At 43.6% G+C, this 25,393-nt stretch carries 15 protein-coding genes; 4 read left to right on the top strand and 11 right to left on the bottom strand.

Features of this window, described 5'->3' with window-relative positions; translation table 11 throughout:
* Window positions 1-60 precede the first annotated feature (60 nt).
* The gene (locus tag AC07NA_RS03980) at window positions 61-402 is read right to left on the bottom strand and encodes a tetratricopeptide repeat protein (protein WP_494895859.1); all 342 of its coding nucleotides are present in this window, start codon (window positions 400-402) and stop codon (window positions 61-63) included.
* A 45-nt stretch (window positions 403-447) separates the two neighbouring features.
* On the opposite strand from AC07NA_RS03980, the gene AC07NA_RS03985 reads away from it, so the two are divergent.
* From AC07NA_RS03985 to AC07NA_RS04000, 4 genes are all read left to right on the top strand, one after another.
* The gene (locus tag AC07NA_RS03985; RefSeq protein WP_494895861.1) at window positions 448-1,185 is read left to right on the top strand and encodes an electron transfer flavoprotein subunit beta/FixA family protein; all 738 of its coding nucleotides are present in this window, start codon (window positions 448-450) and stop codon (window positions 1,183-1,185) included.
* A gap of 38 nt (window positions 1,186-1,223) precedes the next feature.
* On the top strand, window positions 1,224-2,201 hold the full coding sequence (locus AC07NA_RS03990; protein WP_494895863.1) for an electron transfer flavoprotein subunit alpha/FixB family protein: 978 nt from the start codon (window positions 1,224-1,226) through the stop codon (window positions 2,199-2,201).
* Between the two features lie 23 nt (window positions 2,202-2,224).
* Window positions 2,225-2,824: a bifunctional nuclease family protein gene (locus AC07NA_RS03995; protein ID WP_345209512.1), complete on the top strand. Its 600-nt coding sequence runs from the start codon at window positions 2,225-2,227 to the stop codon at window positions 2,822-2,824.
* Between the two features lie 195 nt (window positions 2,825-3,019).
* Complete coding sequence (locus AC07NA_RS04000; protein WP_494895865.1) at window positions 3,020-4,279, top strand: nucleoside permease; 1,260 nt, start codon at window positions 3,020-3,022, stop codon at window positions 4,277-4,279.
* A gap of 79 nt (window positions 4,280-4,358) precedes the next feature.
* Here the strand turns inward: AC07NA_RS04000 and AC07NA_RS04005 are convergent, their stop codons facing one another.
* The 10 genes from AC07NA_RS04005 to AC07NA_RS04050 all read right to left on the bottom strand — a co-directional run bounded on the left by AC07NA_RS04005 (window position 4,359) and on the right by AC07NA_RS04050 (window position 25,358).
* Complete coding sequence (locus tag AC07NA_RS04005; RefSeq protein WP_494895867.1) at window positions 4,359-4,958, bottom strand: porin family protein; 600 nt, start codon at window positions 4,956-4,958, stop codon at window positions 4,359-4,361.
* Between the two features lie 92 nt (window positions 4,959-5,050).
* Window positions 5,051-6,466 carry a TolC family protein gene (locus AC07NA_RS04010; RefSeq protein WP_494895869.1) on the bottom strand — a complete coding sequence of 472 codons (1,416 nt, stop codon included), beginning with the start codon at window positions 6,464-6,466 and terminating at the stop codon, window positions 5,051-5,053.
* Window positions 6,467-6,469: 3 nt separating this feature from the next.
* A complete protein-coding gene (locus AC07NA_RS04015; RefSeq protein ID WP_345209516.1) occupies window positions 6,470-7,156 on the bottom strand; it encodes an ABC transporter ATP-binding protein in 687 nt (228 codons plus the stop codon).
* A gap of 360 nt (window positions 7,157-7,516) precedes the next feature.
* Window positions 7,517-9,913 carry an FtsX-like permease family protein gene (locus tag AC07NA_RS04020; protein ID WP_494895872.1) on the bottom strand — a complete coding sequence of 799 codons (2,397 nt, stop codon included), beginning with the start codon at window positions 9,911-9,913 and terminating at the stop codon, window positions 7,517-7,519.
* A 155-nt stretch (window positions 9,914-10,068) separates the two neighbouring features.
* Window positions 10,069-12,486, bottom strand: a complete 2,418-nt coding sequence (locus AC07NA_RS04025; protein ID WP_494895874.1) for an ABC transporter permease — start codon at window positions 12,484-12,486, stop codon at window positions 10,069-10,071.
* 298 nt (window positions 12,487-12,784) lie between these two features.
* The gene (locus AC07NA_RS04030) at window positions 12,785-15,202 is read right to left on the bottom strand and encodes an ABC transporter permease (protein WP_494895876.1); all 2,418 of its coding nucleotides are present in this window, start codon (window positions 15,200-15,202) and stop codon (window positions 12,785-12,787) included.
* A gap of 159 nt (window positions 15,203-15,361) precedes the next feature.
* Window positions 15,362-17,725 carry an ABC transporter permease gene (locus AC07NA_RS04035; RefSeq protein WP_494895878.1) on the bottom strand — a complete coding sequence of 788 codons (2,364 nt, stop codon included), beginning with the start codon at window positions 17,723-17,725 and terminating at the stop codon, window positions 15,362-15,364.
* Between the two features lie 173 nt (window positions 17,726-17,898).
* On the bottom strand, window positions 17,899-20,256 hold the full coding sequence (locus AC07NA_RS04040) for an ABC transporter permease (protein ID WP_494895880.1): 2,358 nt from the start codon (window positions 20,254-20,256) through the stop codon (window positions 17,899-17,901).
* Window positions 20,257-20,386: 130 nt separating this feature from the next.
* Window positions 20,387-22,756, bottom strand: coding sequence for an ABC transporter permease (locus tag AC07NA_RS04045; protein WP_494895882.1), 2,370 nt, complete (start codon window positions 22,754-22,756; stop codon window positions 20,387-20,389).
* A 133-nt stretch (window positions 22,757-22,889) separates the two neighbouring features.
* A complete protein-coding gene (locus AC07NA_RS04050; protein WP_494895884.1) occupies window positions 22,890-25,358 on the bottom strand; it encodes an ABC transporter permease in 2,469 nt (822 codons plus the stop codon).
* Between the last annotated feature and the right edge of the window lie 35 nt (window positions 25,359-25,393).

Genomic DNA, 25,393 nt, shown 5'->3' on the forward strand with positions numbered 1-25,393 from the left:
CCAAACCTAAGTAGGGATTGCTTCGTGCCTCGCAATTGACGATAGATGCGTTTCTCTTATCTAATAATCGTCATCATCTTCCTCAATACCCGCAGCCTGTACGTAGGCGGCTTTCAGCTCAGAGAAAGCATGCATATCGCGTTTTTGCTTGGTGACCTCCATACCGGTTTCGTAAGTACGTATAGCGTCATCGGTACGGTTAAGCGCTTCATAGAGCTTACCCAAATGGTAATAAGTACCGGTATAGCCGGGATGATTGGTCACCAGGTCTTCGTAATAAAACAAGGCCTTTTCAATATCGTTTAAATTAAGGTATTCTGTAGCCAGCGCGTATTTCAAAAATTCGTCGTTAGGCTCGTTCTTTATAAATTCTAATAGCTTCTCTAATCTGCTTCCCTGCATTTTAAACTCTGTCTTTTTTAACTAAATTTGCAAAAACCTATTTCTATGAAGATCCTGGTATGTATAAGTAATGTTCCTGATACCACCACAAAAATAACTTTTACTGATAACAACACGCAATTTAATACAAACGGCGTTCAGTTTATTATAAATCCTTACGATGAGATAGCACTTGCATGCGCCATTGAGCTTACCGAAGGTAATGGCGGCACCGTAACCGTTATTAATGTGGGCGAAGCCGGTACCGAACCAACCATACGCAAAGCGCTGGCCATTGGCGCTACCGATGCCGTGCGCGTTAACGCGCAACCGCAGGATGCCTGGTTTGTAGCCAGCCAGATAGCCGAATATGTGAAAGCCAACCCATACGACCTGATACTTACCGGCCGTGAATCGATAGATTATAACGGATCAAAGGTAACTGCCATGCTGGGCGAATTGCTTGATCTGCCATCGGTATCTATCATCAAAAAACTAAACGTTGAGGGCGATAGCGCTACTGTGGAGCGCGAAATTGAAGGCGGTAAAGAAATACTTACCATACCATTACCATTTGTAGCAGGCGCTGCCGAAGGCGTGGCCGAACCTAAAATACCCAATATGCGGGGCATCATGTCGGCACGCACCAAACCGTTGGCTGTTATTGAGCCGGTTAGCGTGCAGGTTACATCAACTATTGTAGGCTATGAAACCCCTGCCCCACGCGGACAGGTTAACCTTATACCTGCCGATAACCCGGGCAAACTTATTGAGCTGTTGCACACCGAAGCCCGTGTGATATAATAAAAACCTTTTGAACTTTTTTTGATTTATACATCAATATGCCAGTTTTAATATATGCCGAAAATGCGGAGGGCAAATTCAAAAAGTCCATTTTTGAAGCTGTAAGCTACGCACGTGCCATTGCCGACCAAAACAATACCTCGTTAACTGCTATATCAATTGGCGATGTAAGCGCTGATGAACTTGCCGCTTTGGGTAAATACGGTGCCGACAAAGTACTCAACGTAACTAACGATAAGCTGAAGAACTTTGTTAACCAGGCCTACGCTTCGGTAATTGCCGAAGCCGCTAAAAAAGAGGGCGCGGCTATTGTAGTACTATCCAATTCATTTTCAGGCCGCGGACTTGCGCCGCGTGTTGCCGTAAAACTGGACGCAGGCCTTATTGACGGCGCGGTTTCGCTACCCGATACCACCGGAGGCAGGTTTGTGGTGAAGAAAACCGCTTTCTCGGGCAAGGCTTTCGCGCTAACCGAATTAACATCAGCCAATAAAGTGATCGCGCTTACACCTAATACGTATAAAGTGGTAGAGACCGGCGCAACCGCTCAAGTAGAAGACTTTACCGTTGAAACTAAAGAAAGTGACTTTAAGGCTTTGCTGAAAGAAATTGTACGTTCAACTGACAAAGTTTCATTACCCGATGCCGAAATTGTGGTATCTGCTGGTCGTGGGTTAAAAGGGCCCGAAAATTGGGGGATGATTGAGGAACTGGCAGCTTTGTTAGGTGCCGCAACAGCCTGCTCAAAACCGGTATCAGATGCGGGCTGGAGGCCCCATAGCGAACATGTTGGCCAAACAGGCATAGCTGTGAGTCCAAATTTGTATATTGCAATTGGAATTTCGGGTGCTATACAACACCTGGCTGGCATCAGCTCGTCGAAGGTGATTGTGGTGATCAACAAGGATGCCGAAGCGCCGTTTTTTAAAGTAGCCGATTACGGCATTGTAGGCGACGCCTTTGAGGTGGTGCCCAAATTAATAGAAGCAATTAAACAACATAAAGCTGTAGCATAAAGATTGTTGCGATGGGTAATAACATGAAAAAAATAAAGCTGGATATTGTAGGTTTGTCTTACAGCCAAACACAATCCGGCGCGTATGCTTTGGTTTTAGGTGAAGTAAGCGGCCGCCGCAGGCTGCCTATTATTATAGGTAGTTTTGAAGCGCAGGCCATAGCCATCGAGATAGAAAAGATGACGCCAAGCCGTCCGCTTACGCACGATTTGTTTAAAAGCTTTGCACAAGCCTATAATATTACCGTACAGGAAATTATTATTTATAACCTTGTTGATGGCATTTTTTACGCCAAGCTCATCTGCTCGGACGGTAAGCGGGTAATGGAAATTGATGCCCGTACATCTGATGCCATAGCGGTATCGGTAAGGTTTGATTGCCCTATCTTCACTTACGAATTTATCCTCTCTACCGCGGGTATTGTAATAGAAGGTAATGATTTTGTATACCTCGAAAACATTAACGAACCTGTAGAAGAAAAAACTTCGGTAGCATCTACCGGCAGCTATACATCACTAAGCGACGAAGAGCTTAAAGCCAAGTTGCAGGAAGCCCTTGCCGAAGAAGCGTATGAAAAAGCCGCTAAAATTCGCGATGAGCTGAATAAACGCAAGGCATCATAATTTCAATAATTTTACAGAAAAAACCCCACCGACGAATGATATAGCGTCAATACCGGCAGTTATATCATTCGTTGGTCAGTTTAAAACATTCCCTTTCCGGTCAAATTCAATTTTTATTGTTTTTTGATTCGCTTAATTTGAGTATTTTCCGCTTTTAATTAACACTGACTACATTTTTTTAAACCAGGGCACCGTATGAATATTAAGTTCCGCTTAATACTGATGAATTTTATGCAGTTTTTTATTTGGGGAGCCTGGCTGCTCACCATTGGTGCATATTGGTTTCAAAATAAACACTGGTCGGGCGCACAATTTGGTGCCATTTTCTCTACTATGGGTATTTCGGCAGTATTTATGCCTGCCCTTACCGGTATCATATCCGACAGGTTTATCAATGCAGAAAAACTATACGGTATTATGCACATCCTGGGTTCGTTGGTACTGTTTAGCCTGCCAATGGTTCAGGACCCTTCCACATTTTTTTGGGTGATATTACTCAACATGGTTTTCTACATGCCAACCCTTTCACTATCTATCACGGTTGCCTATTCGGCACTAAAAGGCAGTAATAAAGATGTGGTAAAAGATTATCCGCCTATCCGTATCTGGGGAACAATCGGATTCATAGCCGCGCTATGGGCTGTGAGTTTAACACACAATGAAACTTCGGCCAACCAATTTTACATAGCAGGGGCTGTCGCTTTAATATTGGGAGTTTACTCATTCACCCTGCCAAAAGCGCCGCCTTTAATGAAAAAAGTGGGCAGCAAATCATTTGTTGATCTTTTGGGCTTAAATGCTTTCGCGTTGTTCAAGAAACCACGTTTCGCTATATTTTTCGCTTTCTCGTTATTACTGGGTGCAGCCTTACAGCTTACCAATGCTTACGGTGATACCTATATTCATGATTTTAGTAAAGTAGCGGCTTACAAGGATACCATAGCGGTGAAATATCCTGCTATCATTATGTCGATATCGCAGATATCTGAAACATTGTTCATCCTCGCTATCCCCTTCTTTTTACGCAGGTTTGGTATTAAGTATGTGATGCTGTTCAGTATGCTGGCCTGGGTATTGCGTTTTGGTCTTTTCGCCTTTGGCGACCCTGCCGATGGCTTATGGATGATCATCGCCTCATGTATTGTATACGGCATGGCTTTCGATTTCTTTAATATCTCGGGGTCATTGTTTGTTGAAACCCAAAGTCCACCCGAAATTCGCGGCAGCGTACAAGGGGTATTTATGATGATGGTAAACGGTTTCGGGGCATTTTTTGGCAGTATCGCCAGCGGTTTCGTAATCGATAAATTCTTCACTCTTGCCGATCAAAGCAAGAACTGGCAAGGCATCTGGCTTACGTTCGCGGGTTATGCCCTGGTAATAGCTGTTGTATTTCCGTTTGTGTTCAGGTATAAACATAACGCCGCGCTTAAAGAAGCTATTGAACACTTTTAGTCCTTCATCAAATATCCAAAGCATAAAAAAGCCCTGCTGTAAAATTTACAGCAGGGCTTTTGTTTTTTATAATTCTCTTTTACAGTGAGAACAATTTATAAGCTACGCTTAAAGTAAACAAACTTACACGGATACTTGAATTACCGTCATTATATTTTTGTTTGGTTAAACCGGCTTCGTAACGAAGGTCAACCGAAAAATCCCTGATATCAACACCTGCACCTACTACAGCCGCAAAGTTTTGGTTTTTATAATCGGTAAAGGTAACGGCCTTACCTGCTGCTTCCCCAACACTTTGATCTTTATTAAGATTAAATGACACCAGCGGACCTGCATAAAAACGACCGCCAAAACCAAAAGCGCCAACTTTAGTACCTAATAATAAAGGCACATCCAAACTGGTGAACTTAGCTTTATTTTCATTAGTACCGTCTTTAATGGTAAGGTTTTTACCTGTAACATAAAGCTCCGGCTGAAAGTTAAAACCCAGGCCGCCGATACGGGCGTATACACCGCCTAAATAGCCTGCGCGTTTATCGCTGCTGAAAGTGCTGTTGGTTGAAAAACTTGATAAGTTAACACCTGCTTTTAAGCCGAATTGCGCGTTCGGGATAAGTTGAGCCGAAGCCAGGTAAGATGTACCTAACAGGATACTTAATGATAGGAGTAATTTTTTCATATAGGTTGTGAATTTGATCGTTTAGCTGCGTGAAATTTTGTACAAATAACGATAATTACATGAAATTATAATGATTTTCAGTACAAAATTTATTACAACGATAATCTCCCCTGGTAATAATCTAATATTTTGGTGCGGATAAAATAGTCGTACCTCGCGGTAATGAGACTGGTGTTTGCCCTGTCGAGGTTATTTTTAGCTACCACATAATCAACCGAGTTCAGCGCGCCCTCATTAAACCTGATCTCCGCTATGCGGAAAGATTCGGCAAATGCTTCTACCTGATCGGTAACTACGCTGTAACGCTCGTAAGCGGCCGTCATGTTCAGGTAGGCCTGTTCTACGTTCTGTTTCAGTTTAATCAGCGTATTCTGCTCAGTGTATTGGGCATCAAGCAGTTGTATTTTAGCCAAAGCTATTTTATTTCTGTTTTGGAAGTAATTCAGTATCGGTATCCGCAGACCTACATTGAACTGGGTATTGTAGCTATTACGCAGCTGATCAAAATAAGCATATTTGGTAGAACCATATTGCACGGCGCTTACCGGTTGCCTCACCCCTGCTGTGGTTACAAATGTACCGGTATTTACAACCGACGAATCACCAAAATTGGTAAGCCTTGCCGCGCTCGAATACCTTGTACCCACACCGCCGCCGATACTAATAGTAGGGAACAGGGAGCCCTTAGCTACCTTCACCCCTTTTTCGGCACTTTGCCTGCGCAGGGTTGCTGCTTTAACCAATGCCAAGTCGCTTAGTGCTTTGTTGTACACCTCATCTTCGGTACTTACATATTTGCCCGGCAGTTGCTCAGCATTTAAACGCTGTAGCTGAATGTTGCTCTTGTAAGGCACATTCATCAGTTGCAGCAGGTTTAGTTTTGATAAAGCCAGCGCGTTTTTAGCATTAATGTAAGTAACCTGATCTGTAGCCAGCTGGCCTTTTACATCGTAATATTCAGATGGTTTAACACCACCTTCTTTATTCATAATGTTTAACCTTTCGGTCTGCTTTTTTGATACATCAACCTGCGCGGTGGCTTGGGTAAGCAGGTCAACATTGTTTTGCACCTGCAAATAAGCGGTAATAACGTTCAGGGTAATATTATCTTTTGCCTGCTGAAAATCCATTTTACCTGCCTGGTACGCCAATGATGTTTGGCGGATGCTGTTTTGCAGTGACAAACCGTTAAACAACACCAAGTCCGAGTTCAGGCTATAATCTGCCGCGGTAGTTGACCCGCTCGACGAACCATTACTAAAAGGGTCGCGGCCGCTGCTGATAGAGTGGTTAACACTACCGTTTAGCGTAGGCAACAGGTTTTCGCGTGCCTGGTTGTAATAAACGCGACTGGTTTGCATATCCAGTTCGCTCCTCTTTACATCAAGGTTGTTTTTTATGGCGATATCAACGCATTGTTGCAGGTTAAGCAGGGAATCTGTTTGGCTGTAGGCCGATACAGACAGCATTAAAGTAAAAGCAGATAAAAGGTATTTTAAATAGCGCATTGTTTATTTATTGTTCAGGTTTTTAGATGATTCCACTTTGCCATCTAAAAGGTTAATGATACGGGTGCCGAACTCGGCATTTTTTTCGGAGTGGGTTACCTGTATAATGGTTACGCCATCCTCCTGGTTCAGTTTACGGAAAAGCTCCATAATTTCTTCGCCCTGTTTTGAATTCAGGTTACCGGTAGGCTCATCGGCAAGTAATAACTTAGGCTTGGCAATAAGCGCGCGGGCTATACCTACCAACTGCTGCTGCCCGCCTGATAACTGCGCCGGGAAAAGGTCTTTTTTACCAACTATCTGAAAGCGGTCCAATATATCGGCCACTAATGCTTTACGCTCCGAACCTTTTATGTTTTGATAGATGAGCGGTGTTTCGATGTTTTCGTAAACGGTAAGCTCATCAATTAAATGGTAAGCCTGAAATACGAAGCCAATGTATTGTTTATATAAAGCCGAACGCTGCTTTTCTTTCAACTGGTGCACGGCCTGCCCGGCAAAGTAATGAAAACCGTCTGTTGGCTCATCAAGCATGCCTATTACGTTTAACAAGGTTGATTTACCCGAACCCGATGGCCCCATGATAGATACAAATTCGCCTTCATCAACTTCGAGGCTGATATTATTAAGCACAAAGGTTTTGCTTGCGCCAGTTTGGTAGTACTTTGAAATGTGTTGAAGTGATAACATTTTTAAACTTTAGTATATGGTTAATGATGCCGGCAAATTAAAAATATAAACCCGATTTACCATTAATGTATCAATAATATACCAAACACATATACAACTGATAATCAATTCAATAAATTAAAAAAGCCATTAATAAAGTGTTCGTTTATGTACAAGATGCGTACGGTTATGATACACCTTATTAATGGTCATTAGGGCATTTGGGCATTAAGTCATTGGGCAATAGTCAATGGTCAGTGGGAATAGTGAATAGGTAGCAGTGAGGAGTCATTATCTTTCTGCTTTGGTCTTTTAGCTTTATCCTTTCCGCTTTTACCTTTCTGCTTTAACCTTTATCCTTTCAGCTTTCCGCTTTTACCCCTATTCGCTTCGCAAGCTCTTTACCGGGTTGGCTATCGCCGCTTTTATTGATTGCAGCGAAACTGTAATAAAGGCTATGACAAGCGTTAAACCACCGGCTACTACAAACACCCACCATTGTATATTTATGCGGTAAGCAAAATCCTGCAGCCATTTATTCATAAAGTACCAGGCGGCGGGCGATGCTATTACAATGGCTATCAGCGTAAGTACTAAAAACTCTTTTGATATCAACCCTACTATACCGCTTACACTTGCGCCAAGTACCTTACGGATACCTATCTCTTTGGTGCGTTGCATAGTAGCGAATGCCGCCAGCGCGAACAAACCAAGGCAGGCCAGTAAAATAGCAAGTGTAGAAAACGTACTGAATATCTGCGCCGTTTTTTGTTCGGTTACGTATAGCTTGTTATAGTTTTCATCTAAAAAGCTGTATTCGAATGGACGATGCGGTACACGCTCCTTCCACATCGCTTTCAGGAAGCTTAACGTGGCCGGAATATTTTTACCATTGGTTTTAATGAAGATATCATTGGTAAATTCCTTATCGAGAAACAACATCAGCGGACCAACATTTTCGTGCAGCGACGCGAAGTTGAAATCTTTTATTACCGCTTTGATCACGCCCGGCGTACCACCTTTTTCGGCACGACGACCGATTGCCTGTTCCGGCGTTAAGCCAAGCGCTTTTACGGCGGTTTCGTTCAGGATAAAGGCGTATTTGAAATTTTTGCCGTGGTTGGTAGTATCCATCTGGGCATAGTCGGCTTCGGTATAATCCATTCCGGCGATGATCTTCATGTTCATGGTTTTGATGAAACCGAGGTCAGACGGCAGGGCGGTAATCTGTAAACTAACGTTCTTTTGTCCGTTATCCACATCGATGCCATCGCCCCAACCCACTGATGTAGGGCTGGCATTGGCACCGCTCACACTGATCACATTAGGGTTTACACTAATAGCCGCTTTAATGGCTTCATAGCTGTTTTGCATTTGCTCGTCAACAGGCAGTACAATTACGTGTTCCCTATCGTAACCCAAATCTTTATTGCGCATAAAGTTGAGCTGCTGTAATATTACAAAGGTGGATACGATAAGGCAAATTGATACCGCGAACTGAAACACAATAAGCGTTTTACGGAAATAACTCCCTGATGAACTAAGGCGCAAACCCGATTTAAGGGTACTGATCAGTTTGGCATTGGCCAGTACAAGCGCCGGGTAACTGCCCGAAGCAAAACCCACCAGTACACATAACAGCACCAGCGCGGCAACAGGCAGTGGCTTAAATAACGAAGCGATGGCAAGTACTTTACCCGTCAAATCATTAAAGTACGGCATTAAAGCAGCAGCCAATACAATAGCCAAAGTAAGCGACAGTAAGGTGATCAAAAATGATTCGCCGATGAACTGGCCAAACAGTTGTCCTTTTTGCGCGCCCAATACCTTACGGATACCGATTTCGGCACTGCGGCCGCTTGATTGTACCGTGGCCAGGTTGGTATAGTTAATACAAGCTATAACCAATATCAGCAAAGCGATAATACTGATCACATAAATAGTTTTGATGCTACCGTTTGCTTCCAATCCGCCCAAATCAGAGTGCAGGTGCACCTCTTTGATAGGTTGAGCGTTATATACCAGTTGAGCCTTGCCCATTTTAAGTTCGTTGGCGCTTACATTGGTCATGTAGGCGTTTATTTGAGTTTGCAACGGAGCTATTGATTCCTTTTTGTCCAGCATCAAATAAGTGATGTAATTGGCTGTCCACCATTCTTCGGTTTTTGATGACGATAGTGTGGAGAAAGAAGCTATAAAATCGTATTTGATCTGCGAGTTTTCGGGCGCATCGGCTACTACGCCGGTTACCTGGTATTCGCGGTCGCTGTTAACGTTGAGCACTTTACCTACCGGATCGGCATTGCCAAAATATTTATGGGCTGTTGAAGCCGATATCACCACTTTTCTCGGGCCATCCAGTGCCGATTTTACATCACCTTCCAATAACGGAAAGCTGAATACATTAAAGAAACCGGCATCGGCAAAAAGAAAACGCGGTTCGGTAAATACCTTATCTTCATACTTTACCACGCTTGAGTAATTGATAACCCTTACGTAAGTTTCAATTTGCGGAAAGGTACGCTGCAATTGCGGACCGGCCTTAGTACCCGTAGTAACCGCCTTATTCATATTACCCGGTTCGCCGTATTCCATTGTTACGCGTACTATCCTATCGGCATTCTTCTGGAACTTATCGTAACCTGTTTCGTTAATGATATATAAGCCAATGAGCAGGCAACTGGTGATACCCACCGTTAAGCCTACTATGTTTACGATAGAATAAAGTTTATTTTTCGACAGTTTGCGTAACGCTATCTTGAAATACGTTTTGAACATAATGTTTTATTTTTAGTCGTTGGTGGATAGTCAATGGTCCATAGTCGATGGTCCATGGTCAATGGCCATTGCCTTTTACCTTTAAGTTTTAACCTTTTTGCTTTCAGCTTTAGCCTTTAAGCTTTTCGCTTTCGTCTTTCAACTTAACCTTCCCCTCATTCCCCTCTCAGGCTTTTAACCGGGTTGATAAGGGCTGTTGTGATGGCTTTGTAGCCAAATGTAAGGCATGCAATTAATACCGATACCACAATAGCCAGTATAAATACACCTGCCCCCAGCTCAATACGGTAAGCAAAGTTTTGCAGCCAGCCGTTCATCATGTACCAGGCCGTTGGCATAGCGATAAGGAACGAGATACCCAACAGCACGATAAACTCTTTGGAGAACAGGAAGATGATACTGGTGATCGACGCGCCAAGTACCTTGCGGATACCCACCTCGCGGGTGCGCTGCACCGCCATATACGATACCAAACCATACAAGCCAAGGCACGATATAAAGATGGCTATGCCTGCAAATATTTTGTATACCAGCGCAAGTTGATTTTCCTGTTTATAAAACTGGGCTATGCGCTCATCCATAAAATAGCCGTTGTAGGCATAATCAGGATATGTACTTTCCCATTGTTGTTTTATATCGGCCACGGTACCGGTAATGTCCGCCACCTGAATTTTTACAGCCAGCTGCGATTCAAACTTTTTAATCGGGGTAATAACAGTTGGTTTAATGGCTTCACGCAGTGAGTTGGTTTTAAAATCTTTTACCACGCCAACAATAGGTATCCAGGGTGTTCTACCACCTATTTTTACCATTTTGCCAATAATATCTTTAGGATTTTTAATGCCTAATTTTTGTACAAAGGTTTCGTTCACCACGGCCTGGTTAGCGGTATCGCTTTGGGTGTAACCGTTACCAGCGGCAAACTGTAAGCCGAAGGTTTTAAAATAATCAACATCGCCCATTTTACGGAACACGGTGAACTCGCCATCTTCGTTTGAGTTATTGAAGTAGAAGTTGCTACCCCAGTTGTTTTCTGACGATGGCACATCTGAAGCAAAAGAAACTGCTTTAACTTTAGGATTTTGCAACAAACGCTGTTTAAAGGCGTCCATCTTTTGCAAAGATAAGCTATCGGTATAACCCGGAATAACCAAAACGGCATCTTTGCTAAAACCCAGGTCGGCATTGTTTACATAGTTCATTTGGTTAATGGCCACAATGGTACCGATGATCAGCAATTGCGATATAGCGAACTGCGCCACTACCAGGCCACGGCGTAAGGATACGCCGCCAACTGATGCCGCTGTGATCTTATTTTTAATAGCCAATACCGGTTTAAAGCCCGATAATATCAATGCCGGGTAAATGCCCGAAAGCAGAATAACCGTTACCACTACCACCACAAAAAACACAATGGTACCGGTATTAAACAGACTCAAATCTTTTGGAACACTCGCTATATTTTGCAGGTAAGGCATGCCTAATTTGGCTATACCAATGGCCAATAAACCTGCGCACATCACTATAATGGCAGTTTCGCCAATAATTTGCATAATGAGTTGTTTACGGTTGCTGCCCAGCACCTTACGTATCCCTACCTCTTTTGAGCGACTAACAGATTGCGCCGTAGTAAGGTTGATAAAGTTGATTGATGCCATTATGATGATGAGCATGCCTATAAATGTTAAAGTGCGCAACGTAGCCTTAGTGGTCACGTGGTCGCCGGTTGAGTTACCGAACTTAACATCAAAGTGCATATCGCTCAAGGGCTGCGATAAGATGAGGTTACTGCGAATACCTTCTTTATAATGTTTGTTTGAAAATGCTTTTAAACGGTTGTTCAGGCTTGCAGCGGTGTAGTTCTTAGGCAACAGCATATATATCTGGTGGTTGCTGCTGATGCTACCCCATTCGCCCGAGTAGTTATAATCTTTACCATAACTTTTCCAGGTGATGTATGATACCATTACCTTGAACGGGAAATCGCTGTTTGATGGCACATCTTCAATTACGCCACCTACCTTAAGGTCTATCAGGTTATCCATTTTCAGGGCCTTGCCTTCGGCGTTTTTCCAATCGCCAAAGTATTTGGTGGCGGTACTTTTATCAAGTACTACGGTATTAGGTTCGCCCAATACGGCTTTGTTACCGGCCAGCCACTTGCCATCGAAAATTTCAAAATATTGCGGCTCAACAAAGGCTACGCCGATATCCTCCAAAAACTTTTTATCGTTGGTGCCGCTTACGCCATCGGTAACGGTAAGCTGACTGCCATAGCTGGTATTAAACGCGGCAACTTTAGCCTCGGGCATATCAACCCGTAAAGCCTCAAGTGCCGGTACTGATACCCCCGGGTTATAGCCCACTTCGTTACCCTGGTACGATTGGGTTACCAGGTGATATATGTTAGTGAAATTCTTATTGTCTTTATTAAAGCTCAGCTCGTATTGTACAACAACAAAAATGAGCAGGCAGGCGGCTATGCCTACCATTAAACCAGATATGTTTATAGCTGAATATGCTTTATGACGTACAATGTTACGCCAGGCTATCTTGAAATAGTTTTTAATCATGATAATTATCGTGTTACTTATTCAACCTAAATCACATACCAAAACAACAAACAACTGTTTATCAGCGCATTAAATCAAACAATCAATAACAACGTGTTCGCAAGCGTAACAGCGGGTGTACGGTTATGATACACAATTGTCAGTGGTGAATAGTCAGTGGTGAATAGTCATTGAGTAATGGTCATTGGGCATTGGGGCATTGGGGCATTAAGTCATTTACTTTCTGCTTTACCTTTACGCTTTTACCTTTCTGCTTTAGTCTTTCCGCTTTAGTCTTTCCGCTTTTAGCTTTTCCGCTTTATTCGCTTCTTAAGCTCTTCACCGGATTTGACAAGGCTGCCCTGACCGATTGGAAGCTTACTGTTATTATGGCTATTAGCATAGCCAATGCACCTGCCAGTACAAATACCCACCATTGGATATGGATGCGGTAGGCAAAATCCTGCAGCCAATGATCCATAGCGTACCAGGTAACAGGTACGGATATCAATACGGCAATCAATACCAATTGTATAAATTCGGCCGAGAGCATTTTGGTGATATTGACAGACGACGCGCCCAGTACCTTACGGATGCCTATTTCTTTTACCCGCAACCTCATCATATAAGCAGCCAATCCGAATAAACCCAGACTTGCTATAATAAGTGCGATTACCGCGAAGGAAGTAAAGATTTTACCGGTACGTAATTCTGCCGAATACAGCGAGGCAAACTGTTCATCTAAAAAAGTATAGCTAAAAGGCGCTGCCGATGTATAGGCGTTCCACTGGGTTTCGAGCTTGCCTATCAATTGTTTAATGTCCTTGGTTTTTACTTTAACAATAAAATTGCCGTAGCTATGACCAGCCAGCAACATAAGCGGGGCTATTTTTTGTTTGGCCGATGTATAGTGGAAGTCTTTGATCACCCCCACTACAGTGAACTGCCTTTGCCCCGATCTCACGATGGTTTTACCAATTGGGTCAGTGCCCGACCAACCCAGATCGCGCACCGCGGCTTCATTGATGATCACTGATGAGGTATCGGCTAAACCGGGATAGAAGTTACGCCCTTTGGCCAGTTGTATTCCCAGCGTAGTAATGTAATCTTCATCCACATGGTAAATATTGGAGTGGATCTCGTTACGGTCGGCATTGCCGGTATGTTCTTTGGCGTATATCTGTGTGCCATCTAAATCGCTGCCACCCGGTACACTGCCCGATATGGTGCTTTTTATCACGCGGTTATCCTGCACCATTTCATTTTTAAAAGCCATAATGTTTTCGCCGAGGGCGTAAGCATCGTTAATTACCATCATCTGGTCGGTATCATACCCCAACTTTTTGTTCTGCATAAAATGCAGTTGCTGGTAAACAATAAAGGTGGCTATAATAAGCCCGGTAGATACCGCGAACTGAAATACCACCAGCCCACTACGCAAGAAATTGCGTTTTAATGGCTGTGTGCTTAAGCTGCCTTTTAATACGCTAATGGTTTGAAACGATGATAATATAAATGCCGGATAGATGCCCGCCAGTACGCCTACACTCAATATAAGCAACGCTTGGGTAAGCAATATCTTGTAATTAAAGAAGAAGCTCATAGGAATATTACGTTGGCACAGCTCGTTAAAATAGGGCAATAACAAATACACCAAGCTTATAGCAAATAGCATGGCAAAGGCCGTAAGCATTACCGATTCAACCAAAAACTGGGTAACCAGTGATCCTTTCAACGAGCCCATTACCTTGCGGATACCTACCTCTTTTGCCCGCTTGGCCGAACTCGCGGTAGACAGGTTTGTAAAGTTGATGCAGGCCAGCAGCAGGATAAAAATAGCAAGTGCACCCAAAATATATACATATTTGATATCGCCGTTAGGCTCTATCTCGTACTTGCTGCTGGAGTGGAGGTGAATGGCCGTAATAGGCTGTAAATAAAAGCGAAAAGTATTGACAGAGTTTTTTGCCTGCGCCAGGCTTACCCCCATGTCGTGCTGCACTTCAGGCACTACATATTTGGCTACCAGTTCGGGAAAGTGGGCTTCTATTTTTTTCGGATCAGCAGTTTTATCAAGCAAAAGGTAGGTAAAGTAACTAACATTGCTCCACGTTTGCTGGGTTGATTGCGTGAGGCTGGCCATGCTGATAAATCCATCGTAATGGAAATGCGAATTATCGGGCACCTTTTCAATGATACCGGTAACCTTTAGCGGATAGTTATCAGGGATCTTCAGCATTTTACCCATAGCGCTGGCATTGCCAAAGTATTTCTTTTCCATCGCCTTGGTGATCACTATACTATGCGGCTCTTTTAAAGCGCTTGCATAGGTACCTTCCAGTAACGGAATACTAAACATTTGCAGAAAATTTGAATCGGCCAATGCGATATGCTGTTCTTTAAACTGGTTGCTGCCATATTTAATATAAACCGCTCCCCTGCCTGCAAGGCGCGCGGAAGCGGCTATACCCGGAATAGCGTTCTTCATGCCCGCGCCAACGGCAACATCCACAAACGGAAAATCGGTAATGGCACCATTCTCGGTTAGGTGCAAACCAACACGATAGATCTGTCCCGACTTTTCGGGATAGGTATCATAATTAAGCTCCTGGTACAGGTACGAACTAATGAGCATACAACACGCCAACCCAACCGACAAACCAAACACATTTATGAACGAGAACACCTTGTTAATTTTAAGCGTTCGCCAGGCGGTTTTTAAATAGTTCTTTATCATTTTATCTGGTCATTTTTTTGTTAGTCATTAGGGGCATTTGGTCATTGGGCAATAGTCATTAAGTCATTGTTTACCTTGTGATTTTACTTTTCGACTTTGGTCTTTTCGCTTTATCCTTTCCGCTTTTACCTTTATCCTTTCAGCTTTCCGCTTTAACCCCTATTCGCTTCTTAAGCTTTTCACGGGGTTGGCCAGCGCTGCTTTTATGGCCTGGAAACTTACTGTTGCCAGGGCTATTACAATGGTGATGAGCCCGGCCATGGCGAGTACCCACCAGCTTAGGTCAACCCGGTACTCGTAGTTTTGCAGCCATTTACCCATAGCCCACAGCGATACCGGCACGGCTATCACAATACCTATGGTGACCAGCTTTAAAAAGTCTTTTGATAGTAGACCTGCCAAACTGGTTACGCTGGCGCCCAACACTTTGCGTACGCCTATCTCTTTGGTACGCTGTTCGGCAGCGTAAGTAGCCAGGCCGAACAAGCCCATACACGATATTACAATTGCCAAACCGCCAAACAGGTTGGCCAGCATACCCAGCATTTTTTCGTTTTGAAACTTCTTTTCAAAGTTGCTATCAACAAAATGTATATCGGCCGGGTAAGATGGATTAATCTCCTTCAGTTGTGCTTCTATCCCCTCGATATTAGCTGTGATGCTTCTTTTACCGTTAAGCCGCATAGCGATCACACCACCCTTAATGTTACAATACGATATCATAGGCGATATTTTTTGGTACGGCGATCCCCATACAAAATCTTTATAAACGCCTACAACCGTAACCGGACCGTCAACTGTAATTTGTGCACCTATCGGATTTTTAAGGTTCATGATCTTGGCGGCAGTTTCGTTAATGATCACGTTTTTGCCCGCGGTATCTGCCGGGTAAGCTTCCGAAAATTCACGACCGGCTATCAGTTTAACGCCTGATGTAGCTACGAAATCGTATCCTACCCTGAACATGTCGAACAATATCTTCTGTTCCGGATTTTTGCCCGGCCAGCTTACGCCCCAGGTATTGCTGCCGTTGCTGGTAATACTTTGCGACAGATGCGTGGCGTTGGTAATGATGTTATTCTTTTTCAGATCGTTGATCAGCACTTCAGCCTTGTTTGGCAAATCGCCTTCGCTATCTATCTCAACCAAATCATTTTTGCTGTAACCTATAGATTTGCTCTGCACAAATTTTATTTGCCTGTAAATACAAATGGTAGCTGTAATTAAAAACACCGCGAAACCAAACTGCACCACCACCAACACCTTACGGATAGATAACGCGCTGCCACCACCCTTAAATAATCCTTTCAATACCTTTATCGGCTGAAAAGATGACAGGTAAAATGCCGGATAACTGCCCGATATAAGCCCTGTGAACAATGCCAGCACAAGCAGCGAAACCCAGGTAAGAGGCTCTTGATATGGTATAGTTAACTGTACTTTTAATAATTGATTAAAGAATGGCAGGCTCAACTGCACCAGTATAACAGCTACCACCAATGAGGCTACCGAAAGTATCAGCGATTCGGTAATGAACTGCCATATCAACGCGCTACGGGTGGAGCCAATGGCTTTGCGAATGCCCACTTCTTTAGCACGCTCTTCTGACCGGGCGGTTGAAAGGTTCATGAAGTTTACACAGGCTATCAGTAATATACAAATAGCCAATATGATGAACAGGTTTATCTGATCTATCAACCCGCCTACCGATTTGCCGTTTTCAAATAGCGAATGCAAGTGCAGCGCGGTAAAAGGGTACAGCATGGCTTCGGCCTCGTACTCCTTTTGGTTGCTCATGATCATTTTACGCGTCATTTTATCGGCGTTGTCAAAAAACTGCGGAGACTTGAGCTTTACCAGTGTTTGCATAAAATTGCTCGACCAGCCCGACGTTTTCACCCAGTCGTACTCGTTCTCGAAAAGAGTCCACGGTATTATATAATCAAACTTGTAGGTAGAGTTGGCAGGTGCATTTTCAATTACGCCGCTTACCATCAGTTGTGTTTTATTGTTACGGGTGATCATCTTATTCATCGGATCATCATTGCCAAACAATGCTTTCGCCAGATCGGCTGTGATAACGATAGAATTTGGCTGCGTTAACGCGCGATTTGGATTACCCTTAATAAACTTGTACGATAGGATACCAAATAGATCATTATCGGCAAAGAGCCCGTCCTTACGTAAGCTATTATCTTTATAACCCAACAAACCGCCTGCATTATAACTGGTTATCCGCGCGGCCTTCTCTACTCCCGGCACGGTATTTTTCAAGGCTCCGGCCATAGGCGCAGGTGTAGCCGGAAAAGTATAGATCTTTCCATCGCCCTTTTGATTATTTTCTACAATGTAGATGCTTTCGCTATCCTTAAATTGCCTGTCGTAACCTAAATGATAGGCCGAATACAATAACAGCAACATACAGCTGGCCATCCCCAGGGCCAGCCCGCCCGCGTTAAGAAACGAAAATCCCTTATGCTTCTTAATATTTCTCCAGGCCGATCTTATATAATTCTTAAACATATTCAGTAAATTGTTAATAGTCATTTCTGTTTAGTCATTAGGCAATGGTCATTTGTCATTGCTTTCAGCTTTACTTTAGTCATTGGGCAATAGTCATTTGTCATTGCTTTTCGCTTTAGTCTTTTTGCTTTCCGCTTTTACCTTTCAGCTTTAACCTTTATCCTTTCACCCCCCTATTCGCTCCTTAAGCTTTTCACCGGGTTGGCCAAGGCCGCTTTTACCGATTGGAAGCCTATGGTGATAAAGGCGATGAGTACAGCCAAAAAGCCCGCGAGTACAAATACCCACCACTCTACCTGTATGCGGTAGGTAAAGTTTTGCAGCCATTGGCTCATGGCGTACCAGGCAATAGGCGTAGCTATTAGTATGGCTATAAATACCAGCTTTATAAAATCTTTAGCCAGCAAGCCTACTATGCCATTCACACTGGCACCTAATATTTTACGTACGCCTATTTCGCGGGTGCGTATTTGCGCGGTGTATGCCGCCAAGCCCAGCAAGCCAAGGCACGAGATAACTATGGCAATGGCCGACAGGTAGTTAAACAAGGTTCCTTGTCGCTGCTCGCCTTTGTACAGGTTATCGAATATTTCATCCATAAAAGCATAGCCAAACGGATACTCGCCATTGTATTGCTTAAACTGGGCCTGTGCCTCGTTGATAGCCTTTGGGGCATCTTTACCGGTAGTTTTTACATAAATAGTGGCGAAAAGATCCGGCCGGTAGCAGAAAATAGCAGGGGCTATCTTTTCGCGCATGGATGCGAAGTGGAAATCTTTTACCACCCCAATGATGGTGCCTTCGGTTTTCCATTGCCTGAAGCGTTTGCCCACAGGGTTCTTCATACCGATCTCTTTGACGGCCGCCTCGTTCAAAATAAAGTGGGTACTATCGCTTACAGCACCTGTAAAGCTACTGCCCTGCACCATCTTCATTTTAAAGAAAGATATAAAATCTTTATCAACCGCCATGGGGTGTACAATAAAGGTTTGTCCGGGTGCTTTGCCATCCCAACTGTTATCGCCGGAAATGTTCCCGAGATTTACAATATTGGAGCTTGAGCGCGTAACGTTTACTACACCCGGCTGCTTCAGCAGTTCGGCCCTTACAGCATCATAATGCTTATCCATATCACGCATCCAAAAACCGAACACATGCGATTTATCATAGCCGAGGTCTTTCGAGTGGATATAGCTTAGCTGGCGGGTGATTACGATTGTCCCGATGATCAGCATTATGGAAAAAGAAAACTGTGTAATCACTAATACTTTGCGGAACAAAGCATCGCCAATACCCGCGGTGATTTTTCCCTTTAAGGCTTTCAGCGGCTCAAAAGACGATAGCAGCAAGGCCGGGTAAATGCTCGATGCAGCCAAAGTACCGCTTATGGTAGCCAGTATGATCATCCAGATATGGTAATCGCGCAGGTTAAACACCAGTTGCTTGCCCGATAGCTGATTGAACACCGGCATCAGCACATAAATTAAACCCAAAGCGCATACTGCGGCTACCGAAAACAGCAAAGCTGTTTCAACAATAAACTGCATAAACAGGTGCCATTTTGATGCGCCTATAATTTTACGCATGCTGATCTCTTTTGAGCGCAGCATTGAACGCGCGGTTGAAAGGTTTACGTAGTTGATACAAGCGATAACCAATATCAGCATCGCCACAATAATAAAAATCCTTACGGTTTGTACGCCGCGGTTTGAACCATCGGCATTGTAGAGATGCATTTTTTCGAGCGGAAGCAACAGGTATTCTACATCGGTATCGTCGGCCTTATGCTTAATATGAATATCGAATAGTTTTTTGGCTAAAGCCGCTGTAGAAACACCCGGTTTAAGCAGAAAATAAGTTTCGTACTCAAAATTGCTAAAATCGTTATTTACATCAACATTACGACTAAGCAAATCCTTCATCTTATGCCCCATAGGCATTATCATATCGCACTGTATGCTTGAGTTTGGCGGGAAATCTTTGATCAGTCCGCTTACCGTAAAGTTCACCTTGTTATCGGCTACTATTACCTTACCTATCGGGTCTTGGTCGCCAAAGTATTTTTTAGCCGTTTTTTGTGTGATGATCACCGAATTATCATCGGTAAAAAGCTGGGCAGCATTCCCCTTTATCAGAGGATAATCAAATACCGAAAAAAAGGAAGCATCAACAAATAAGTTCTGCTGATCGCCGAATACCTTATCCTGGTATTTATACATGGAGTACAGATAATTGCGCGTTATCCGCACCTGTTCCTGCACATCGGGCAGTTGCTGCTTAGCCAACGGCCCTATCGGTGCCACATCAACCGACCAGATCTGCCTACTGGCACCCGTACCGCCGAACAACTCCAAACGGTAAATATTTTTGGTTTGTTTATGAAAACTATCAAAACTCAACTCATCCTGTACCCAAAGCAATATGAGTATCCCAATAGCCAAACCAGCGGTTAAACCCACAATATTTATAGCCGAGTAAAATTTGTTTTTCAACAAGTTACGCCAGGCAGTTTTTAAATAGTTTCTTATCATTTTAATTATTATTAGTCAATGGGTCATTAGTCATTGAGGTCATTTTTTAGCTTTAACCTTTCAGCTTTCTCCTTTCGGCTTCCTCTACCTTTCAGCTTTAACCTTTCTCCTTTAAGCTTTCAGCTCAAATTCATTCGCTTCTCAAACTCTTTATCGGGTTGGCAACTGCTGCCTTAACCGATTGAAAGCTTACCGTGAAAAAGGCGATAGCGAAAGTGATAAGCGCGGCCAATACGAACACGCCTGCATTGAGCGGCGCACGATAGGCAAAATTTTGCAGCCATTTATCCATAGCGTAGTACCCAAGCGGCATGGCTATTACAGTGGCAATCAGAACCGGTTTCAGCATATCTTTTGAAAGCAGCAGTAAAATATTTTGTACCGATGAACCCAGCACCTTGCGCACGCCAATTTCTTTGGTGCGTTTGGCAGCGGTAAACAGCGAGAGGCCGAACAAACCCAAACAGGCGATGAAAATTGCCAGACTCGAAAATATACTCAGGATAGTTTGCTGCCGCAGATCGGTTTTGTAAACGGTATCGAATTTTTGATCGAGAAACGTATATTCAAACGGATAAACCGGCGCGGCCTTGCTGTAGCTGGCTTTAAGAGCAGCCAAAGCATTTTGCAGGTTGCCCGCTTTAAGTTTGATCACGGCTACCCTTCTGTCGTCTGCCGGTGATATTACCAGCGCGTCCATATTTTCTTTTAGCGAGAGGAAGTTATAATCTTCAATTACACCTACTATTCTGCGTCGGTGTTCATCGCGCATGGTGTTCTTTATCCATTTGCCAATGGCCTGCTCCGGCGTAAAGTTCAATTTTGTGGCAGCGGTTCGGTTTATCAATACGGCATCATTGGTGTCGGTAGCAAACTGTGGTGAGAAATCTCTACCCGCAATAATTTTAAGGCCAAGCGTTTTTACATATTCAAAATCGGCAAATTCGGTACGTGATTTAAATACATCATTTTGGCCTTCAACATCAAAGCCATGCATATCGTGAAAACCACCCGGCTCACCCGACATCAGGGATACCGATGCCACATTGCTGTTATTTAACAGATCATTTTTAAAGGCATTCTTATTATTATAAATATCGTCGTTATTTATGGGCACAAGCACGGTTTGCTCCTTCTCATAACCCAGCGATTTGTTTTTTACAAAGCTCATTTGGTTACGGATAATAATGGTACCGATGATAAGCAATACCGATATACTGAACTGCACTACTACCAATACCTGCCTGAACAAGGAGCCGCCTTTGCCTAATTGCAGTTTACCTTTCAGCGCCTGCACCGGCGAAAATGCCGAAAGGAAGAATGCCGGGTAACTGCCCGCCAAAAAGCCCACGAAAAGTATTACTCCTATTAAAAACAGGTAAATAGGTGAAGCACCCCATGGCACAGTTAAATGATAACCCAAAATGTTATTATACCAGGGCATCAGCAGCATTAAAAGCCCTATTGAAAACGCGCATGATATCAGCGTCAGCAATACCGATTCGCCGATAAACTGCCATATCAAATGGTTACGCAAAGCCCCCATCACCTTGCGTAAACCTACCTCTTTTGAGCGCTCAACCGCGCGAATGGTCGACAGGTTCATGAAGTTGATACAGGCAATTACCAGTATTAGCACCGCTATAGAAAGAAAAATGTATACTACGGTTTTATCGCCATGCTTAACGTTATCAAACGTTGATGACGGTTCAAAATAAATATCATTTAAAGGGGTAAGCGCGAGGTTGAACCTGACATGCATTTTCTGCATATCCTTGCCCATATACTTTTCCATAAAAGCCGGAAAACGTTTTTCGAGCTGAGCTTTGTCAACATTATCCGCCAGTTGAACGTAGGTAAACCCGTTGTTGTAGGTCCAGGCTTTAAACCAATCGCGGCTGGTATAGTTTGAGATTGGTATTACCGCATCAAAGTTAAGGTGCGAGTTTGAAGGTACGTCTTTAGCCACGCCGGTCACTTTCAATTGCAATTGCTTATCCAGTTGCACCACCTTACCAATGGGATCTTGATTGCCGAAATATTTTTTGGCGGTGGTTTGGGTAATCACTATGCTGCCGGGTTCTTTCAGGGCAGTCGCTGCGTTACCTTTTACGAGCGGAAAGGTGAATAATGTAAAAAAATCGGAATCGGCTACATAAATGTTTTTTTCGCTGAAAGATTGGTTACCAAAGGAGATCAGGCCCGAGTTAGGCATTACGCGTACAGCCCTTTTTATATCATTAGGATAATCGTTCAACAAAGCCGACGCATAGGGTGCCGACACGTAGGGCACCTTCATTTTATCTACGTCGAAACCACGCATTACCCGGTATATATTCTTGTTTTTATGAAATTTATCAACGCTAAACTCATTGGTAATAAACAAAAAGATCATCAGGCAAACCGTAATACCAATAGTTAACCCAAGAATATGAATAAGCGAAAACGACTTGTTCTTATACAAGTTTCGCCATGATATTTTTATGAAGTTCTTTAACATAATTTTACATTTAGTCAGTGGTCATTAGTCATTAAGGTCATTTTTCAGCGTTGAGCCTTTCCTTTTCCGCTTAGCTATAGCTTTCAGCTTTAGTCTTTCCGCTTTCAGCTCCCCTTTACCTTTCAGCTCAAACTCACTCGCTTCTCAAGCTCTTCACCGGGTTGGCTATAGCTGCCTTAACCGACTGAAAACTTACTGTAAGCAAGGCGATAATTACCGTTGCAAAACCTGCCAGCGCAAACACCCACCAGCTGATGGTGGTACGGTATGCAAAATCCTGCAACCACTTGTTCATAGCGTACCAGGCTATAGGGAAAGCGATTATTGAGGCTATTAAAACCAGCTTCAGAAAATCGGTTGACAGCATAGCCACCACATTTTTTACGGAAGCACCCAGCACCTTGCGGATACCGATCTCTTTGGTGCGCCTTTCGGCAGTATAAATAGCCAAACCAAGCAAGCCCATGCAAGCCACCGTAAGCGATAGCACCGTAAACACGCTGAACACCTGGCTTATTGTTTTATCGGCACGGTACAGGGCATCAAACTCGGCATCTAAAAAGCTGTATTCAAAAGGCGTATCGGGCATAAACTGCTTCCACTTGCTTTGCAGCGCGTTGATGGTTTTATTGTAATCGCCTGGTTTTATGCGTACGGTGATGTATGATGAACCGGTATAATACGATTTAGAGGTGGTGTAAAACAACGCGAATGGCGATACGGTGCTGTGCAATGATTCTACATTAAAATCTTTCACCACGCCTATCACTTTAAACTTTTGGTTTCCGTTACCGGGATATAGGATGCTTTTGCCAATGGCATCTTTCCAGCCTATTTGTTTGGCGGCAGTTTCGTTGAGTATTACCGAAGCCGAATCGGCAAAGTCTTTGGCAAAGGCACGGCCTTTAACCATTTTAAAACCCAGGGTGGGTATAAAATTCTCGTCGACAATAAATGATGACAGCGTGATCTTGGTTTCGTCGCTTTTGGTATTGTTTGCATCGGCCTCGGGCGTATAAAAATCGCCGAAGGAGTTTTTGGTAGGTACACTGGTTGAAATGCTGGCGCTGCTTACCTGCGGCAGCGTAAGCAACTCCTGCCGAAGGCTTTCCTCGCTATCGCCCAACCTATCGGCATTGGAAATAACCACTACATTCTCTTTAGCAAAACCAAGATCTTTAGATTGGCTGTATTTCAGCTGTTTATAAACTACAATGGTGCAAACAATTAATGCGGTTGATACCGTAAACTGAAACACCACCAATGCGTTACGGGTTACAAACTTACCCGCGGTACTGTTAAACAGGTTGCCTTTTAATACGCTGACCGGTTTAAACGAAGTAAGGAAGAATGCCGGGTAACTGCCTGCCAATAAACCTGTAAGCAGTACAAGCCCTACAATGGCCAGCCATGTTCTTATATCTAAAAATGCCGAAAGCGAAAGCGCCTTATTAGCTAATTGATTGAAGTACGGAAGCACCAATACCACCATTACAACTGCGATAACAGCGGCAAACAAACAGTACAGCAATGCCTCTGTAATAAACTGCCCCACCAACTGCTTACGCAGCGAACCAAGCACCTTACGGATACCTATCTCTTTGGCCCTTTTTGCAGATTGCGCGGTAGCCAGGTTCATGAAATTTACACAGGCCAGCAATATGATAAACAGCGCGATGGCCGAAAATATGTACACGTTTTTAATGCTCCCTTGTGTAATAAAAGCAGTAACGATATTACCCGAATACAGGTGAACTTCAGTTAAAGGCTGCAAATGCAGATCCCAGCGGCCGCCGTTCTTTTTAAACTCATCAAAAGGCTGCCCTATGCGCTTAAACGCGCTTGCCGCCTGCTGGCTCACCATTTGCGGAAATTTGTCTTCCAGCTTAGTGATGGCCGCCGCGTCGGTAACATTTTTGAGTTTAACATAAGTGCTCATTTGCAGCCAAACCCAGCTCCACGAAAAGCGCTTTACAGGCGGCATCCCCAGGTTCGATTGCAGCATATCAAACTGCAATGATGACTGCGCCGGAAGATCTTTCAATATTCCCGTTACGGTAAACGGCAGCGAATATTCATCAAATACCAGTGTTTTACCCATTGGGTTGGTATTGCCAAAGTATTTTTTGGCCGCTTTTTGGGTAAGCACCACCGAATTTGTTCCGTTTAAGCAGGTGGCTGCATTGCCCGCCACCAGGGCATAGTGAAAGAACTGCAAAAAGTTAGAATCAACCGATAACAAGTTTTGCTCGTTTAGCGAATTCTTCTGACCATCTTTTTCATAATGGATAATTTCGTTACCCGGTTTATAAATACGGGTATAGCTTTCCACCTCCGGAAAGTTGTTCATTAAAGCGGCTCCGGCTGTAGGCGGCGTATGACCGGCAACAAACTCATCATTGCCCATTTTGCCATCTATATTAACCCGGTAAATGCGGTTGGCATCTTTAAAAAAAGCATCATAACCAAACTCATCATTAACATACATCCCTATCAGTAAAACACAGGCCAAACCGATAGCAAGTCCGCTAATGTTGATGGTGCTGCTAACCTTATTACGGGTAAGGTTGCGCCAAGCTATTTTAAAGTGGTTCTTGATCATATTATTGGGTCATTTGTTTTTCGTCATTGGGTCAT

This window comes from Mucilaginibacter sp. GW821-FHT07G05 (genome assembly GCF_059418565.1).